This is a genomic window from Acetobacter sp. AAB5, assembly GCF_050106715.1.
In the GTDB taxonomy this organism is placed as follows: Bacteria; Pseudomonadota; Alphaproteobacteria; order Acetobacterales; family Acetobacteraceae; genus Acetobacter; species Acetobacter oryzifermentans.
In genome coordinates, this window is sequence record NZ_JBNIEW010000005.1 from 64,652 (window position 1) to 82,411 (window position 17,760).

10 protein-coding genes are annotated in these 17,760 nt (G+C 51.1%); 8 read left to right on the forward strand and 2 right to left on the reverse strand.

All coding sequences use genetic code 11. From position 1 onward, the window contains the following. Positions 1–5 precede the first annotated feature (5 nt). The 7 genes from ACP7IZ_RS06990 (at position 6) to ACP7IZ_RS07020 (ending at position 14,707) form a co-directional block, all read left to right on the forward strand. Entirely contained in the window at positions 6–485 is a 480-nt protein-coding gene (locus ACP7IZ_RS06990; RefSeq protein WP_006115504.1) for a CopG family ribbon-helix-helix protein, read from the forward strand. Between the two features lie 41 nt (positions 486–526). Beyond that, on the forward strand, positions 527–1,330 hold the full coding sequence (locus ACP7IZ_RS06995) for an urea amidolyase associated protein UAAP1 (protein WP_426848445.1): 804 nt from the start codon (positions 527–529) through the stop codon (positions 1,328–1,330). A 16-nt stretch (positions 1,331–1,346) separates the two neighbouring features. Beyond that, the gene (locus ACP7IZ_RS07000; RefSeq protein WP_003624240.1) at positions 1,347–1,991 is read left to right on the forward strand and encodes an urea amidolyase associated protein UAAP2; all 645 of its coding nucleotides are present in this window, start codon (positions 1,347–1,349) and stop codon (positions 1,989–1,991) included. Positions 1,992–2,009: 18 nt separating this feature from the next. Next, a complete protein-coding gene (locus ACP7IZ_RS07005) occupies positions 2,010–5,549 on the forward strand; it encodes a 5-oxoprolinase/urea amidolyase family protein (RefSeq protein ID WP_426848446.1) in 3,540 nt (1,179 codons plus the stop codon). A 40-nt stretch (positions 5,550–5,589) separates the two neighbouring features. Then, positions 5,590–7,392, forward strand: coding sequence for an allophanate hydrolase (gene atzF, locus ACP7IZ_RS07010; protein ID WP_426848447.1), 1,803 nt, complete (start codon positions 5,590–5,592; stop codon positions 7,390–7,392). Positions 7,393–7,569: 177 nt separating this feature from the next. Beyond that, a complete protein-coding gene (locus ACP7IZ_RS07015; protein ID WP_426848448.1) occupies positions 7,570–8,514 on the forward strand; it encodes an alpha/beta hydrolase in 945 nt (314 codons plus the stop codon). 166 nt (positions 8,515–8,680) lie between these two features. Further along, the gene (locus ACP7IZ_RS07020) at positions 8,681–14,707 is read left to right on the forward strand and encodes a DUF4011 domain-containing protein (RefSeq protein ID WP_426848449.1); all 6,027 of its coding nucleotides are present in this window, start codon (positions 8,681–8,683) and stop codon (positions 14,705–14,707) included. A gap of 77 nt (positions 14,708–14,784) precedes the next feature. On the opposite strand, the gene ssuD is transcribed toward ACP7IZ_RS07020, so the two are convergent. Together ssuD and ACP7IZ_RS07030 are read right to left on the reverse strand one after the other, a co-directional pair. After that, positions 14,785–15,948, reverse strand: coding sequence for an FMNH2-dependent alkanesulfonate monooxygenase (gene ssuD, locus ACP7IZ_RS07025; protein WP_426848450.1), 1,164 nt, complete (start codon positions 15,946–15,948; stop codon positions 14,785–14,787). Between the two features lie 2 nt (positions 15,949–15,950). Then, positions 15,951–16,160, reverse strand: a complete 210-nt coding sequence (locus ACP7IZ_RS07030) for a hypothetical protein (protein WP_426848451.1) — start codon at positions 16,158–16,160, stop codon at positions 15,951–15,953. 428 nt (positions 16,161–16,588) lie between these two features. Here ACP7IZ_RS07030 and ACP7IZ_RS07035 point away from each other — a divergent pair, with 428 nt between their 5' ends. Continuing rightward, positions 16,589–17,740 carry an acyl-CoA dehydrogenase family protein gene (locus ACP7IZ_RS07035; protein WP_426848452.1) on the forward strand — a complete coding sequence of 384 codons (1,152 nt, stop codon included), beginning with the start codon at positions 16,589–16,591 and terminating at the stop codon, positions 17,738–17,740. Positions 17,741–17,760 lie beyond the last annotated feature (20 nt).

A 17,760-nucleotide genomic window follows, 5' to 3' on the forward strand; every position in this document is an offset into this window, starting at 1 on the left:
CACTCATGAGCAGCCGGGAAACAAAAGAACAGGTCAGCCGTATCAGCGTTTCTCTGCCACCGGGGATCTTGCACGAACTGGATGCCATGGTGGCCGAAAAAGGCTATGCCAGCCGTTCACAAGCCATACAGAACATCCTGCATCAGGAACTTATGGCATCACGGAAAGACTGCGCTGAGGAGTTGATGGCTGGTGTCATCATTCTCTTTTACAACAATGCCGCAACGGGCCTTTCCCAAAAACTGGCTGAACTGCAATACGAAAATCTGGCTGAAGTTATCAGCTCCCTGCATGTCAACCTCGTGCGCCGTCAGACACTTGAAGTGCTTCTGGTGCAGGGGCAGGTCAAAAAGCTTCAGGAAATTGCAGATCAGTTCATGACGCAATCTGGGGTTATTTCAGGAAAACTCCATCTTATTGCGTCTCTTATTCCGCCTGTTCATGAAAAAGGCCGTCCCCCACAGCTCGACACTGTGCCGTGCTGAGCACCATTTTTTCAATTCACTCCACAATACAGGAGCGTTCCATGCAGATCGATCAACAGACCCCCGAATGGTATCGCGCCCGCTACAACCAGCTTCGCGATCAAGCATTGCTCAAGGAAAACAGTGCACGCCCGGCTGCTGCGCCTATTGAAATGGCAGAAGGCAGCGTTTTGCACCGTGAAACCATACCGGGAGGTTGGTACTGGAGCACACTTTTACCGCGTGGGCAGGCTCTGCGGCTGATCAATACCTCTGGCAATAATGGTGTTTCCGTAGGTATTTGGAACGCAGATGATCATAGTGAACGTTACAACGCGGGTGACACCATCAAACTGCAGTGGACCACATGCCTGACAACAGGGCGTGTACTGTTCTCTGATATGGGGCGTGTACTTGCTTCCATTATCAATGATTCCTGCGGCTTTAGTGATACCCTCATGGGTGGCAGCACGCCGCAAAGCAATGCGCGCAATTTTGGGAATGCGGGCCTGCGTAATACCCGCAACAATCTGCGCCTGATTGCTGGCAAGCATGATATGGCCCAGCATGATGTTACATCCTGCATCAGTTTTTTCTCTCACATCAGCACGCAAGCAGATGGCAGCTTCCGCTGGATTGAAGGCGATGTGCAGCCGGGGGACTATGTAGACCTGCGTGCAGAAATGAATCTGCTTGTTGCTGTCTCCAACTGTCCGCACCCGTTGGCACCGGATAAAACCTTTGCCCCTGCCCCAATTGATGCCGTGCGCTGGCAAGCCCCTGCTTTTAAGCCAGATGATCTTTGCCGGACATTTTGCGAAGAAGCCCGCCGTGGCTTCGAAAACACAGATCCCCTCTTTGCCTGATCCAGGAACCAGATCCATGCCAGAATATGATATCAGCAAAGTTTTCTCTGCCATCACTCTAGATCAGGTTGTGCCCGCCCGCGTGCCGTGGTCTGGCGTTGTGCGCAAGGGGCAGGTTTTGCGCATTATTGACCTTGAAAGCCAGCAGGCGGTGGATGCCCTGTTCTATAATGCACACGCTTATTACGAACGTTACAGTGCGCAAGACACTCTTCTGAATCAGGGATCTGCCTATATTGGCAAAGGTGGACGCCTGTTTTCTAACGAAGGCAATGTGCTCATGACAGTTGTGGAAGATACTTGCGGGCGCCACGATACGCTGGCCGGTGCCTGTAGCTGTGAATCCAATACTGTACGCTTTGGGCACGAAACAAAATACATGCATGCATGCCGTGAAAACTTTCTTCTGGAAGTAGAAAAATACGGCATGGGCAAGCGTGATATCGTCAACAATGTCAATTTCTTCATGAATGTTCCCATTATGCAAAATGGTGAACTGGTTATTGACGATGGTCTTTCCGTCCCCGGTGGTTTTGTTGATTTGCGGGCCGAAATGGATACGCTTGTTGTGCTGTCAAACTGCCCTCAGGTCAACAATCCCTGCAACGGTTTCACACCCACGCCTATCCGCGTGGTTATTGGTGACCCCGCTTCTATTTGACACACCGAAAGATTAGCTATGTTCACTAAGGTTCTCATTGCCAATCGTGGAGAAATTGTCCGGCGTGTCAGTCGCACACTCCAGCGCATGAACATCGCTTCTGTAGCGGTGTGCTCAGAAGCAGATCGCTTTACGCCCCCTGTTCTGGAAGCAGATGAAGCCGTGCTGATTGGCCCGGCTGCAGTAACAGATAGTTATCTGAACATGGATGCTATTCTGGATGCCTGTTCCAACACGGGTGCACAGGCTGTTCATCCCGGCTATGGGTTCCTTAGCGAACGTGCGGAATTTGCTGAAAAACTGGCCGAACGCGGTATTCGCTTCATGGGGCCACGCCCTGAACATATGCGTATGTTCGGCCTTAAGCACACAGCGCGTGAACTGGCCAAACAGAACAACGTGCCCCTCCTGCCCGGTTCTGATATCCTGAACTCAGCCGATGAAGCCGCAATTGAAGCCGCGCGTATTGGTTACCCCGTCATGCTTAAAAGTACGGCCGGTGGCGGCGGCATTGGCATGCAAGTGTGCCATAACGAGACAGAATTGCGAGATTGCTTTGCTGCGGTCTCTCGTATGGGTGGTAATAATTTTGGCGATGCACGCGTTTTTCTTGAAAAATTTATTGCCTGCGCCCGGCATGTTGAAGTGCAAATTTTTGGGGATGGAAAAGGCAATATTCTCACGCTAGGTGAGCGCGATTGTTCCCTGCAGCGCCGTAACCAGAAGGTTATTGAAGAAACCCCGGCCCCCGGCCTGTCAGATACAACCCGCCAAGGCCTGCGTGAGGCAGCCCGTGCATTAGGTTCTGCCGTTGCATATGAATCCGCTGGCACGGTGGAATTTATCTACGACACCGAAAGTGGCGAGTTCTATTTTCTTGAAGTAAATACCCGGCTGCAGGTTGAGCACTGCGTTACCGAAGAGGTATTTGGCATAGACCTTGTGGAATGGATGGTACGCCAAGCAGATGGCAGTCTGATCTTACCACCGCAGGACAGCCTTATTCCGCAAGGCGTGGCAGTGGAAGCGCGTGTTTATGCTGAAAATCCTGCCGAAAATTTCCGTCCCTCAACTGGCCGCCTTACTGAGGTAAGTTTTGCACCAAACGTGCGGGTAGATGGATGGATAGAAACCGGCACCGAAGTAACCCCTTACTACGATCCAATGCTGGCAAAAGTTATTGCGCACGGGGCTACGCGAGAGGATGCATTCCATAAACTTCATGAGGCCCTTTCTCGCTCCCGCATAGGGGGGCTGGAAAGCAATCTGGATTACCTACGTGCCATTACATCTGCCCCTGCTGTGCTTGAGGGGCGTGTATTTACAGGTCTTCTCAATAACTTTGCCTATATGCCAACGACTATTGAAGTCATCTCTCCGGGTTTGCAATCTACCGTGCAGGACTGGCCCGGACGCATTGGATACTGGGATGTAGGTGTTCCCCCCAGCGGCCCTATGGATGATCGCAACTTTCGGCTGGCTAATCGCATTGTTGGCAATGCGGATGGTGTAGCGGCTTTGGAGTTCACCGTTTCTGGCCCGGTTCTTCGCTTTAACGCTCCTGCCACCATTGGTCTTTCTGGGGCATTTATGCCTGCCACACTGGATGGCAAAGAGGTCCCTTACTGGGAAGCTGTTGAAGTCAAGGCCGGTCAGGTTTTAGCTTTGGGGCAAATTAAGGGGGCTGGCCATCGCACTTACCTTGCCATTCGGGGTGGTATTGATGCACCGCTTTATCTGGGGTCTTGCGCCACATTCATGCTTGGGCAGTTTGGTGGCCATGCTACAGGCCAATTGCGTACGGGTGATGTTTTACGCCTTGCGGCCCCACAGGCAGATGCGCAACCCACAACCACCATTGCACAGGCAGATCGCCCCGAGCTAACGCACACGTGGGAACTGGGCGTGCTATACGGCCCACATGGCGCGCCAGATTTCTTCCGAGATGAAGATATTGCAGAGCTATTTTCCAGCGAATATGAGGTGCACTTCAATAGCGCACGCACTGGTGTTCGGCTAATTGGGCCTAAACCACGCTGGGCACGCACAGATGGCGGTGAAGCTGGGCTGCACCCTTCCAACATTCATGACAATGCCTATGCCATTGGCGCAATCGATTTTACAGGGGATATGCCCATCCTGCTGGGGCCGGACGGCCCTAGTTTGGGCGGCTTTGTGTGCCCTGCCGTGCTTGTGCGTGATGAATTGTGGAAAATGGGGCAGTTGCATCCCGGAGACAAAGTGCGTTTCCGCCGCGTGCAGCCCCAACTGTTGAACGTGGATTTTCTGCCAGCCCCCATTATGGGTGACAGCCCTATTCTCTTTCGTTCGGAAGGCGAAATCCCAGTTGTGTACCGCCGTGCGGGTGAAAACTATCTACTGCTCGAATTCGGCCCGCCAGAACTGGACGTTACATTGCGGCTGCGTGCGCAACTCGTGCTGGAACGTCTGAAAGCCGAAGCCATAAAAGGTATTATAGACCTTACGCCCGGTATTCGCTCCCTGCAGGTGCATTACAACCCTGATGTCATCTCTCTTTCCACTTTGCTGGAAACCCTGCATGGCATTGAGCAAGCTCTGCCTTCAGGCGATGATGACATTGTTGTGCCAAGCCGTATCGTGCATCTGCCCGTATCATGGGATGATGAGCAGGCACGCTTGGCCATGCAGCGTTATCAGGAGCTTGTGCGGCCTAATGCGCCATGGTGCCCTTCTAACATTGAGTTTATTCGGCGTATTAACGGCCTTCCTTCCATTGAGTCTGTAAAGAACATCATCTTCAACGCCTCTTACCTTGTTATGGGGTTAGGCGATGTTTATCTGGGTGCTCCTGTCGCCACTCCTATTGATCCGCGCCATCGGCTTGTGACCACCAAATACAACCCAGCCCGGACATGGACACCAGATAACGTGGTGGGCATTGGCGGAAGCTATATGTGCATCTATGGCATGGAAGGCCCTGGTGGTTATCAGCTATTTGGCCGCACCACGCAGGTTTGGAATACATGGCGCACAACAGATGTGTTTCATGAAGGCACGCCGTGGCTTTTAAGATTTTTTGACCAGATCCGTTTCTATCCGGTCTCACATGATGAGCTGATGGAAGCTCGTGCCGCTTTTCCGTATGGCCGTTTTTCCGTCAAGATTGAGGAAACACAGTTCAGCCTGAAGGAATATCGCGCTTTTCTTGAAAGCAATAAGGAAGAAATTGCCGCCGCCCAAGCCCGGCAACAAGCCGCCTTTGAAGCTGAACGGCAAGACTGGATTGCGAAGGGCCTTGATACATTCGAGGAAGAAACGAATGATAATCAGGCGGATGAATCTATCCTACCAGAAGGCCATATGGGGGTGGATAGCCCCGTACCCGGCAACGTATGGCAACTGCCTGTAAACGTGGGAGACCACGTTAAGGTAGGCGATACAGTCGCCATTATTGAATCCATGAAAACGGAAATGAAGATTTCCTCCCCAGCCACCGGTGTTGTGACTGAAATTCTCTGTCGCAAAGGGCGTGAAGTGCGGGGCGGTGAACGCATTATGGTTATCCGCACAAGCTGATTTTTATGCTCATCCAACGCTGATAGAACAGGAAAAAAACATGACCCTGCCCAATATGTTGCAGATCACCCCGCTGCTTTCCGCCTATCGCGCCGGAACGCTTACGCCTACCAACATGGTGCATGAAGTTATTGCACGTATTGATGCCTATACCACCCAAGATCCGGCTGTATGGATCAGCCGGGTTCCAACAGAAAAGCTCTTGGCCCGCGCTGCTGAATTAGAAAAACAAACTGCCGCTGATCTTCCGCTTTACGGTATTCCGTTTGCTGTAAAAGATAATATTGACGTTGCAGGTTTGCCTACAACCGCTGCATGCCCAGCCTTTGCCTACACGCCCCAAGAAAGCGCTGAGGTTGTACAGCGTTTGGAAGCTGCGGGCGCTCTTGTTATTGGCAAAACCAACCTTGACCAGTTTGCAACTGGTCTTGTTGGAATGCGCTCACCTTATGGCCAACCACATTGTGTGTTTAACCCTGACTATGTTTCTGGCGGTTCAAGTTCTGGGTCTGCTGTTGCTGTTTCCGCTGGGTTGGTATCGTTCGCACTTGGCACAGATACGGCGGGTTCGGGCCGCGTGCCGGCTGCATTTAACAATATTGTTGGGCTTAAACCATCACGAGGTGTGCTCAGCACATATGGCCTTGTTTATGCCTGTGAATCTCTAGATTGTATCTCAGTTTTTGCAGGTTCAACGGCTGATGCGTGGGATGTTGAGCAGATTGCCGCTGCACCAGATGCACGCGCACCCTACTCGCGTGCACGAGATACCCGGCCATTGCCCCTTACTACCTTTCGGTTCGGGGTGCTGAAACAAGAAGATCGGTTTTTTGATGGTAACGCTGCAAATGCTGCGCTCTACGCCCATGCCATTCATCTGCTCGAACAGATGGGCGGTACGCCCGTTGAATTGGATTTTGCGCCCCTAAAGGAAACCGCAGCCCTGCTCTATAACGGCCCCTTTGTGGTGGAAAGATTAGCCGCGATAAAGGATTTTTACAGCACGCATCGTCAGGATATGGACTCAACAGTTGGCGCCATTATTTATGGTGCCCAAAAATATACAGCCACAGATGTGTTTGAGGGCATTTATCGCCAACACAGCCTCCAGCAAATAGCACAACGCATGTGGGCTGACTTTGACATCATGCTGCTGCCAACGGCGCCACGTATTGTCACAAAGCAAGAGGTTATTGAACAACCCATTGCAGCCAATAGTTTGCTAGGAGCTTATACCAATTTTGTAAATCTGCTTGATATGGCAGCTTGTGCTGTGCCTGCCGGTTTTGCGCCAGATGGCCTTCCTTTTGGGGTAACATTCATTGCCCCGGCCTTCACCGATCAGGATTTGGCCAAATTGGCTGGGCGTTTTCATGATGCTTTAAATGAAGCTATTGGAGCAACACGCACGGATAAACCCGTATCAAAAAAAGCCGATGATACTGCGGCCCATGATCGTGTGCTTCTGGCTGTGGTTGGAGCGCATCTCAAAGGCTTTCCCCTGCACTGGCAGCTTGAGCAGGAACATGCTGTTTTACGGAGTACCACACGCACGGCCCCAGATTATCGCCTGTTTGCCCTGCCCGATGCCACGCCCCCCAAGCCGGGCCTTGTGCGCGAACGGGGCTTTAAGGGTAACGGACTGGAAGTGGAGGTTTACGAGCTTGATGCCGCAGGCTTTGGGCGCTTTGTAGCTTCTGTTCCACAACCCATGTCCATCGGTCGGATTACGTTAGAGAATGGGAAAGAGGTTTGCGGCTTTCTCTGTAGCGAAGCTGTGGCCCGTAGTGGTGTCGATATTACGGAAACAGGTGGCTGGCGGTATTACATGCAGACGCGGTAAACGACACTTAAAGCCTCATCTTCAAGGCAAACACATCATGAGTGCTGCCTGCTTTATTGGAGGGGCCTTCGTTATCCAAAAATCTCGATAATTCACATTATTGTAGGGCCATTGTGATCTTGAGTAACTGCCCTTTATGATGACTGTTGTTCTTAAGAGAAATGGAGAGTTCTCCCAATGACTACCCTCGGTTTGGTCGATGCCGAACAGCGCAACATGGTGGCTTCATTTCCGGCCTTCGATCCTGAACAGGATGATTTGATGGCATTCCGCCGCGACCTGGTGGAAGGAACAACAGCTCTTTTAAATTCCAGATCGGTTCAATATGAGGAGCGGTTGGTTCCCGGCCCTGATGACGCTCCTGATGTTCGTATCATCTTGTTTCATCCACCTAAAGCCAAAAGAACAACGTCTGCTATTCTCTATGTTCATGGTGGCGGGATGATTGCGGGCACGCCCGACATGCAGGCCGGCACGCTTGGCCGACTGGCATCTGAAACCGGCACCATGATTGTCTCGGTTGATTATCGGCTTGCGCCGGAAGCGCCTTTCCCCGGTGGCCTGGAAGACGTTTATGCTGCCCTTATATGGCTGCATAACAGTGCGGGAGAAATGGGGATTGATCCCGATCGTATCATGGTTATGGGCGATAGTGGTGGAGGTTGCCTAGCTGCCGCCACAGCCTTTCTGGCGCGTGATCGTGGCAAGGTGAAATTACATGCTCAAGTTTTAATTTACCCAATGCTTGATTTGCGCACAGGTGGCGCAGATGCACCTTCTGATGATCCTACAACTGGAGAATTTGTGTGGACACGCGCCCAAAACCAACACGCATGGTCTGCCGTGCGTGGAAATTTGGCGGCTGATGATCCGCGGTTTGGCTATTTATCACCCGCCTTCATGCACGATCTCTCTGGGTTGCCAGCAACATTCATTATTACGGGTGCACTGGATCTGTTTCGTGATGAAGATATAACTTTTGCGCATCGCCTATGGAAAGCGGCCGTGCCAACAGAACTTATCGTCTATGCAAACGCAGTGCATGCCTTTGATCTGCTGCCTTCTGCCCTTGGCGAACGTGTGCGTCATGATGTGTTAGAAGCTGTGCGTCGCCTGCTCTAACACGCACATATCTGCTATTTTGGTTTTAGGATTAGGGATAATTTGTAAAGGAACATTCTTCCATCACTTGCAAATCTGTTACCAATTACGGACACTCCTCTTTCTCATGAAACACGCATAACTTTGTCATAATACGATAGAGTGTTGTGTTATTGAGCGCATGAACATGGCAGATAAAGGGGAATTTTCGGTGGATACAGAGCATAAACAGATTTCTGAAGACACCGATCAACCCCAGCCTACCGAAACACCTGTACTGCAAATCGCACTGCAAGAAGCCGTAAATGCAAGCCTTTGGGAAAACAGTGTTCCCATTCTTGAAGAGCTTGCCTTCGACAACAAAACCGATATCGAATATCCTACTGTTGAAGTGAGCATCAGCAGCGAACCCCCGTTTCTTACGCCGCGTTCGTGGATGTTGCAGCAGGTTCGGCCCCAAGAACTGCGTGTGCTGAATGACCGTGACATCACGCTTGATGGGGCATTGCTCTCTGCCCAAACTGAAGCATCCAAAGCCGTAGTAACTGTTACCGCATGTGCCGGAGAGCAGGAATTAACCAGAACCACACGTGATGTTCGTGTATTGGCACGGAATGAGTGGGGCGGCCTATGTGGTATTCCCGATATTCTTGCCGCATTTGTTTTACCGAATGACCCTGCGATAGCCCGTATTTTGCGCACTGCTTCCGATATTTTACGGCAGGCAGGGCAATCCCCTTCTCTGGAAGGGTATCAGGGCGATAAAGCCAGAGTATGGGCGCAGGCACAGGCGCTTTGGTGTGCTATTTGTGGGTTAAACATCACCTATATCAACCCTCCTGCATCGTTTGTGGAACATGGGCAACGCATTCGCCTCCCCTCTCAGGTGTATGAAGAACGGCTTGCCACCTGTCTGGATACCACTGTTTTATTTGCCGCCTGTCTTGAGGCCATAGGCCTGCGCCCCTTGATTGTGCTTACCAAAGGGCATGCCTTTGCGGGGTTCTGGCTTTCTCAGCAGGATGCGGGGGCATCTATTGTTCAAGACCTGCCGGGCATACGTAACCGCCTGAAACTTGATGACCTGCGCGTTTTCGAAACAACTCTGGTAACGGCTGCCCGCAAACCCAGCTTTGCAACGGCTTGTGAGCGCGGAGAAGCCAACCTGCGTGATATCGGCGATGATGATGAGGACGCATTCCGCGAAATTATTGATGTGCACCGCGCACGTCTTCGCCGCATTCGCCCACTTTCCACGCCGGGTTCTCATACAGATACCAATCTTGATGAAACCTCGGAAGATGCTTCCGAACAGCCGCTTTTTGAAGCTGCTCCTACCCTGCGGGAAGAACGGGAGGAAGAACAGCTACCAGATCGCCCGGCCGATCGTGTTCAGCGCTGGTGCAATCGCCTTCTTGATATGTCGGCACGCAACCGCCTGCTTAATCTACCAAAGTCTGACCGTCAGCAGATTGAAATTGATTGCCCAGAGCCAGCAGCGCTGGAAGATATGCTGGCAGACATGCGCGCTGGCGGTAACGCCAAACCTTTGCGCTTTATTTCCGCACCAGACCTGATGGATGAAGCAGACCCCCGCAACAAGGCGCTGCATCAAGGACGCCATCATGAGGATACCGCACGCGCCTATGCTATAGAGGCTCTTACGCGGCGTGAGATTGTTGTTCCGTGCAAGAAAGAGAACCTCCAGAACGCCCTTATCGAGATTTATCGTCAAGCCAGAGCCGCCGAACAGGAAGGTGGCACAAACGTGCTCTTTCTGACCATAGGAGCCTTGGCTTGGACACCGCAGGACAAGAGCAAACCTTATCTGGCGCCGCTCATTCTTGTTCCGGTTATTCTGGAACGGGCCAGCATCAAATCTCCCTTTACGCTGCGCGCGCATAGCGATGAAACCCGCATAAACACAACCCTGCTGGAAATGCTGCGAGCGGATTATGATATCCGCATCCCCCTACTGGAGCATGAAAATCTTCCCGAAGATGCTTCGGGGCTGGATGTGCCAAAAATTATCGAAGCGTTCCGGCTTCATCTACGCCATATTCCGGGCTGGGAAATTCGTGAACACGTTAGCCTGACAACATTAAGTTTTTCAAAGTTCTTAATGTGGAAAGACCTTCTTGAACGGCGCGACAAACTCGCTACCAATGATGTTGCAAGCCGCCTGTTAAATGGTGTCAAGGAAACCGAACAAGATGGTGCAACACCCCCAGTCGGGTTTGATGCCTCTCAGGATCTTGATACAGCATTGGCTGAAGCCGATCTGGTTTGCCCGATGGAAGCGGATTCATCACAACTCAAAGCCGTTGCGCGGGCGGCTGCGGGCGAAAACTTTGTGCTGATTGGCCCTCCCGGAACAGGTAAAAGCCAGACCATTGGCAACATTATTGCCAATACCCTTGCGCAAGGCCGCACCGTGCTGTTTGTGGCCGAAAAACGCACTGCACTGGAAGTTGTGCGTAATCGGCTGGAAAAGCTGGGCATTGCTGAATTCTGTCTGGATCTGTTTTCGCCCAAAGCCAATAAAATGGGTGTGCTCCAGCAATTTCAATCTGCTCAAGCCGCGTTGGAGGATTTTCAGCAAGAAGAATACGCACACACCAAACAAGCACTTGATGCATTGCGCCTTGAGCTGAATGCTTATGTTCATGCGCTCCACACCCCATACCGAAATGGCTGGACGCCTTACCGCGGTATTGGCATGACATTGCGTGCGCAGGAAGAAAAGATCGTACGCGTTCCTCTTGAGTGGCTTAATGCTGATACGCATTCAAAAACAGATTACGACAACCTCGTGCAGGCCGCTGAAGACCTAGCCACACTGTACGCCCGTATTGGCGATATTGTTGTATCGCCCCAGTTAGCCGGGCTTGAGCAAACAGAATGGTCTCCACTATGGGAGGCTCGGTTGCTGGATGCAGTCAATGGAACACTGGCAGCCTTGGGAGAACTCCGCAACGCGGCACATGATGTGGTCAAGGCGCTTGCGTTGGGGGCAGATAATTTATCGTTTGTGCGCCTTGGCCAGATTGATGCGCTATGCGCACATTTATTACAGCCACATGCAGCAGGTTGGGCGTTTGGAGATACCGCCCAGGACATTTGCAATCAGGTGCTTGCTGAAAAAGAACATGTTGCCCAACACCGCGCCTTGACTGAAGACCTGAATACACGTTGGAAAGAAAGCGTTAGCACACTGCCTGTGTCTGACATTCTTGCTGAATGGCAGACAGCTAAAGATAAATGGCTATTAGCCCGTTCCATGGGGCAAAAAGCCATCCGCAAGCGGTTGAATGATCATGCCATAGCGATGCCAGAAGATTGCGAAAGCGATCTGGAAAAGCTGGTGGAACGCAAGACTATAGCCAGCAAGTTGGAGGAAGCACCGCACAAAGCACATATTGGTGCCCTATGGCGCGGGCTTGATACAGATTTCGATCAGATAAATCTTGTTTTTGAATGGGGCCAACGCGCCAGAAGCCAGCTTGGCGGGTGTATGACAGATACTGCCGCCCTTCTCTCAGCTCGTGCTCATCTCAAAACCTTACTGACAGAAGGGCAAGATCTGTTGGCACCGGGCGGCAGTGTTCATACTGTAATAACGCAGTATCGGGCTGCCTTTTCATCACTAGAAGCAACTCTAAAAACACTTGCCGAGTGCAGTGCCAGTGATATCAGCACCTTGGTAAGCCCTAAAGCTGCTGACTGGCTCAGCGAAATCCAAGAAAAACTACAAAACTGGAAAAACTCTGCGCGTGAATTGCGAGACTGGTGTGCATGGCAACGTGCCTGCCACCATGCGGCACAACTGGGCTTAACACCGCTGGTGACCGCAATTGAGCACGGTCTGGTTACGCCAGAAGATGTTCTTTCTGTTTTTGAAGCCAATTACGCCCGTTGGTGGACCATGCATGCCGTAAGTGATTCCGCATTGTTAAGCGGTTTTGTGGCGGCAACTCATGAAGGCCGTATCCTGCGTTTTCGTGAACTTGATGAAAAACTCAAAAACCTTGCCATACGGTTGATACGCGCACGCTTGGCAGGAAAAATTCCAGGGGAAGCTGCGCGGCAGCATGATCCCGAATACAAAGTATTAACCCGCGAAATTGCAAAAAAGACACGTCATCTTCCGGTGCGCCAATTGGCAGAGAAAATGCCCAGCGCCCTGCGGACATTAACCCCATGCCTGATGATGAGCCCGCTTTCAGTTGCCCAATATCTGCCAGCAGATGCAGAGCCTTTCGATCTGGTGATTTTTGATGAAGCCTCCCAGATTGCAACATGGGATGCCATTGGCGCTATTGGCCGGGGGAAACAGGTTATTGTTGTGGGAGACCCCAAGCAGCTTCCGCCAACAGACTTTTTTGTGGCAGGCAGAGCTGCTGACGATGTTGCAACATCCGATGAAATGACTGACCTTGATTCCATTCTGGACGAATGTCTTGGTGCAGGTATTCCTGCCATTAGTCTGGAATGGCATTATCGGAGCCGCCATGAAAGCCTGATCGCCTTTTCCAACCAGACATATTATAGCGGCAACCTTGTTACCTTTCCCTCACCTGTTACGTCCGATCAGGCTGTGTCGTTCCGTTTTGTGCCCAAAGGTGTTTACGAACCCGGGCGCAATGGGTCCCACACCAACCCCGTAGAAGCACGTATGGTCGTTGCAGAAGCAGTAAAGATCATGCGTGATGGGCGTGAACGTTCGGTTGGTATTGTAACCTTTAATGGTGAACAGCAAAAACTTATTGTGGATCTGCTGGAAGCAGAAGTTCGCAAAGATCCCAGCCTTGAAAGATTTACAGGTGATGCGGCACCAGAGCCTCTGCTTGTAAAAAATCTGGAAAATATTCAGGGTGAAGAGCGCGATGTCATGCTGTTCTCTCTGACGTATGGGCCGGATGTTACGGGCAAGATCTCCATGAATTTTGGGCCGCTCAACCGAGAAGGTGGTGAACGGCGCCTGAATGTTGCCATCACCCGCGCCAGAGAGCAGTTGATTGTGTTCGGGTCTCTCCGTGGCGATCAGATTGCAATTGAGCGGACACGTGCCGCAGGTGTGCGTGATCTGCGCCGTTTTCTGCTATTTGCTGAACGCGGTGCAGCAGCACTGGCAGGTGCACATGAAGGTTCCGTAGGCGGTTATGACAGCGTATTTGAAGTTGAAGTTGCAACCATGCTGCGCACCAAAGGCTGGAATGTTACAACGCAAGTGGGTGTATCCGGCTTCCGTATTGATCTGGGCGTGATTGATCCTGATCTTCCCACCGCATTTCTGGCTGGTATTGAATGTGATGGAGCCACTTACCACCGAAGCGCCACTGCGCGTGATCGGGATAGATTGCGGCAGGTCGTGCTGGAAAATCTTGGCTGGAACATTCTGCGCATCTGGTCTACAGACTGGTGGACCAATGCGCCGCGTGAAGTAGAACGGATTGACCGTGCCTTGAACGGCTTTTTGGAAGAAACCCGCAAAAAACGAGCTGAACAGGCAGAACACGATGCTGCAATGGCTGCTGCAAGCCTGAATGAAATTGCCCCCGAAATAGAGGAAACTTCAGCTCCTCCTTTGGTTACACAACAGGCAGAGCCACCCCCAAAAACCTCAGCCCCCGAAGTGTTGGCAATACCTGCACCACCAGCGGAACCCCTTTACGCCAAGGCTCCCGCTGAGAGTGTTGTACCCACGGTTGAGAAACCAGTTATTGATCCCTCACGCTTTAATCAGGAAGATTATCTTCCAACTTTAACACAACTGATTCATCAGATTGTGGATGAAGCAGGCGTGATACGTGAAGATGTGCTGATCCAGACACTCTCGCGCGATCATGACTTTACACGGGTGAACAGAGACATCCGAGAGCGTATTCAGCGCGCTGTTCCCTCATCACTTGGCCGCACGGAAGAAAATGTTGGCGTATTCCTGTGGTCAGAGCGCCTTCCTGTTTCTGCACGCCTGCCTCTGGCTTCATGCGCTTCAGAAAAAAATGTAGACCCTGCCAAGGTCCCCCTGCCCGCTCTTGTGGACCTTGCCTGTCGCGCCATTGCGATTGACTGCCCGGATGATGAAGCCATTACGCGTATGCGCGATGCCTGCGGCATGAGCCGAATGGGGCAAGCAACACGCACACGCTTTGCTGAAGCTTTGCAAGCAGCACGCCTGATAAATACCAATCAAGACGAGCCATCATTCTGAAACAGCAGCACTATATATAGCTACGCATGGCAATATGGGGGATGCTTGGGGAATTACTCATGATAGCCGCCCGGCAATCAGGCTGCGCGGGTTGGGCGGTGATCACCCGCAACGGTTTCACCAAAAGGCCCCATGTTGTTCAGGTTCGCCTTGCCATGCACAGGGTGTGCAGTTGGCAGATTGGGCAACACGAGTTCACCAAACCGATAAACTTCCTCCAGATGCGGGTAGCCAGAGAAAATGAATGTATCGATACCGAGCCTACGGTATTCATCAATACGCTCGGCTACAGTATCCGGGTCTCCTACTAGGGCAGTTCCTGCCCCGCCACGCACCAGCCCCACACCCGCCCATAAGTTGGGGCTAATTTCCAGTTTGTCGCGACGGCCCCCGTGCAGTGCGCTCATACGCGCCTGACCTACGGAATCCATCCGGGCAAAAACTTTCTGAGCTTTTGCAATTGTCGCATCATCCAAATGGCTGATCAGGCGGTCAGCCTCGTGCCATGCTTCTTCTGCCGTTTCGCGCACGATAACATGCAAGCGAATACCAAAGGAGACCTCTCGCCCTTGCGCATGCGCTAATTTACGCACATGGCTGATTTTTTCGGCCACCTGTGCTGGAGGCTCACCCCATGTCAGATATTTGTCGATTGATTTGGCGGCAACATGCGTGGCGGCTTCTGATGATCCTCCAAAATACAAAGGTGGACCATTATGCTGATAAGCAGGAAACAACAGACGACCATCTTTTATTGTAAAGTGTTTTCCTCCAAAATTAACATTCTCACCACGTAACAGAGCACGGTAGATATCAAGAAATTCATCTGTAATTTCATATCGTGTGGCATGATCGGCAAATAGCCCATCCCCCGCATTTTCAGCCGGGTCACCACCTGTTACAATATTGATCAGCAACCGCCCGTTAGAAAAACGGTCCAGCGTTGCAGTCATGCGTGCAGCCAAGGTGGGAGATAACAAGCCCGGTCTTACGGCTATTAGGTAACGCAGTTGTTCTGTAATGGGGGCCAAAGCTGAGGCCACAACCCAACTATCTTCGCAACTCCGCCCGGTTGGGATTAAAACACCATAATACCCTAGTGTATCAGCCGCTTTTGCAACTTGCTGTAAGTAGGGCAAATCAACCGGTCTGCCGCCTTTTTGTGTACCCAGGTAGCGGCTATCCCCATGCGTAGGCAGGAACCATAGCACATTGATCTTATCAGGAATTGCGTAGGACATGATTAGGATGCCTTGAAAAATGTGTCTTGGAGGAAAAGCGGTTCAGCCGGAGCCTTGAGTGCGTAAGGTGCGCGATAACAATCACACTGCTGCACGGTTATCGCTATCAGGCCAATAAAGTCACGCGCTGTTCCAAACGTGTGATAGCGGCGCAGGTTGATGCCATCAATCCGTGGAGAAAAACCCTGAGAGGAACGTACTTGATATGTCATTACGACCTCGTTGCTTTTATATAAAAACTATTTTCAGTGCGTATTTCGCATATCAATACGCTAACAACTACAAAAAATGAGTCAATAAAATTATCACTATAATATATAGTTTATGTGTGTTTTTGGGCTTGAAACAATGAATTTCCTGCCAGAAATTGCTTTCTAATTTTTGGTATTATACTGTTTTTAAAAAATATATTCCCATGTAAACAACAAATTTTTATAGTATATTATGGAAGAAAATCTTTTTAGTAACATACGCGAGTAAGCGCCTATATAGGTTTTAAAATGCCCTCTTGCAGTGAATCGAAGTTGATCTGATCAGTTTATAGCGTTTCCGAGACAAAATTCTCTCATTGACATATATATTCACGTCATAAATGTTGTATTTCATTACCACCTTATGAAAATGGTGAAATATATATTCCATGCCGATTGATCTACAGACCGAGCACGATGCCATTGATGCAGCCACGCATCTCAAACAGCAGTTTGCCACACGGGCAGCTCATCATGATCGCACTGGAGTTTTTGCTCAGGAAAATATTGATGATCTACGTCAGGCAGGGCTGCTGTCTTTACGTATATCTACACCACAGCGCCCTACCCCGTTCACTTTAGGCGTTGTGCAGGATATTGTTGGGCAGATTGCTCAGGGTGATGCCTCTACAGCGCTGGTTATGGTCAATCATTACATGGTGCGTGCCGCCATTGCTCATCATGAATTTGGATCTGGCAACACGGCCTGCTGGATAGAAAATGAACAACACGATCAATTACTGAACATCCTGTTAGCGGAACCAGATCTTGGGTCCACATCTCAGGGTGGACTGCCCAGCACAGTTGCCACCCGTACAGCAACTGGATGGGTTTTAACCGGGCGCAAAGCATATGTAACAGGCATTCCCGGTTTATCTTGGCTTTTGGTACGCGCCCGCACGGGTGATGATCCTGCGCAGGTTGGCACATTTATTGTGCCTGCCAAGGCAGACGGTATCCATGTTCTTGAAAACTGGGATCACATCGGTATGCGTGCCAGCAATAGCCATGAAGTCACGTTTACTGATGTTACCCTGCCCCCTGATGCCGCTCTGGAACTTTATGCGCCAGATACACCCCCCACAGGGCGTAATACCCTCGTTATATGGAATACTGGCCTCTTGGGTGCTTTGTATAATGGCATCGCAACATCTGCTCTGGCATGGTTTTGTGAGTTCCTGAAAAACCGTGTTCCATCCAATCTAGGAGCGCCGCTGGCAACATTACCTTCAATGCGCGATGCAGTAGGTGGATTTACCATTACATTGCACATGAATGCCATGCTGTTACGGCTTTACGCTACAGATGTAGAAGCTGTGCGCCCACCTCACGAACTGAAGGCCCATGCAGCGGTTATAAAGACGCGTGTTGTTGATGCCGCGGCTGATTTTACATCCGCTTTACTTGGTTTGGCAGGTAATGCCGGGTTATCTGCCCATAACCCATTAGAGCGTGCTCATCGCGATGCGCTATGTGGGCGTATTCATGCACCACATGCAGAATTACTCCGGCGAATTGCAGGCCAAAAGGCTCTTTCATAAATTCAGAAACATTTCTTGCT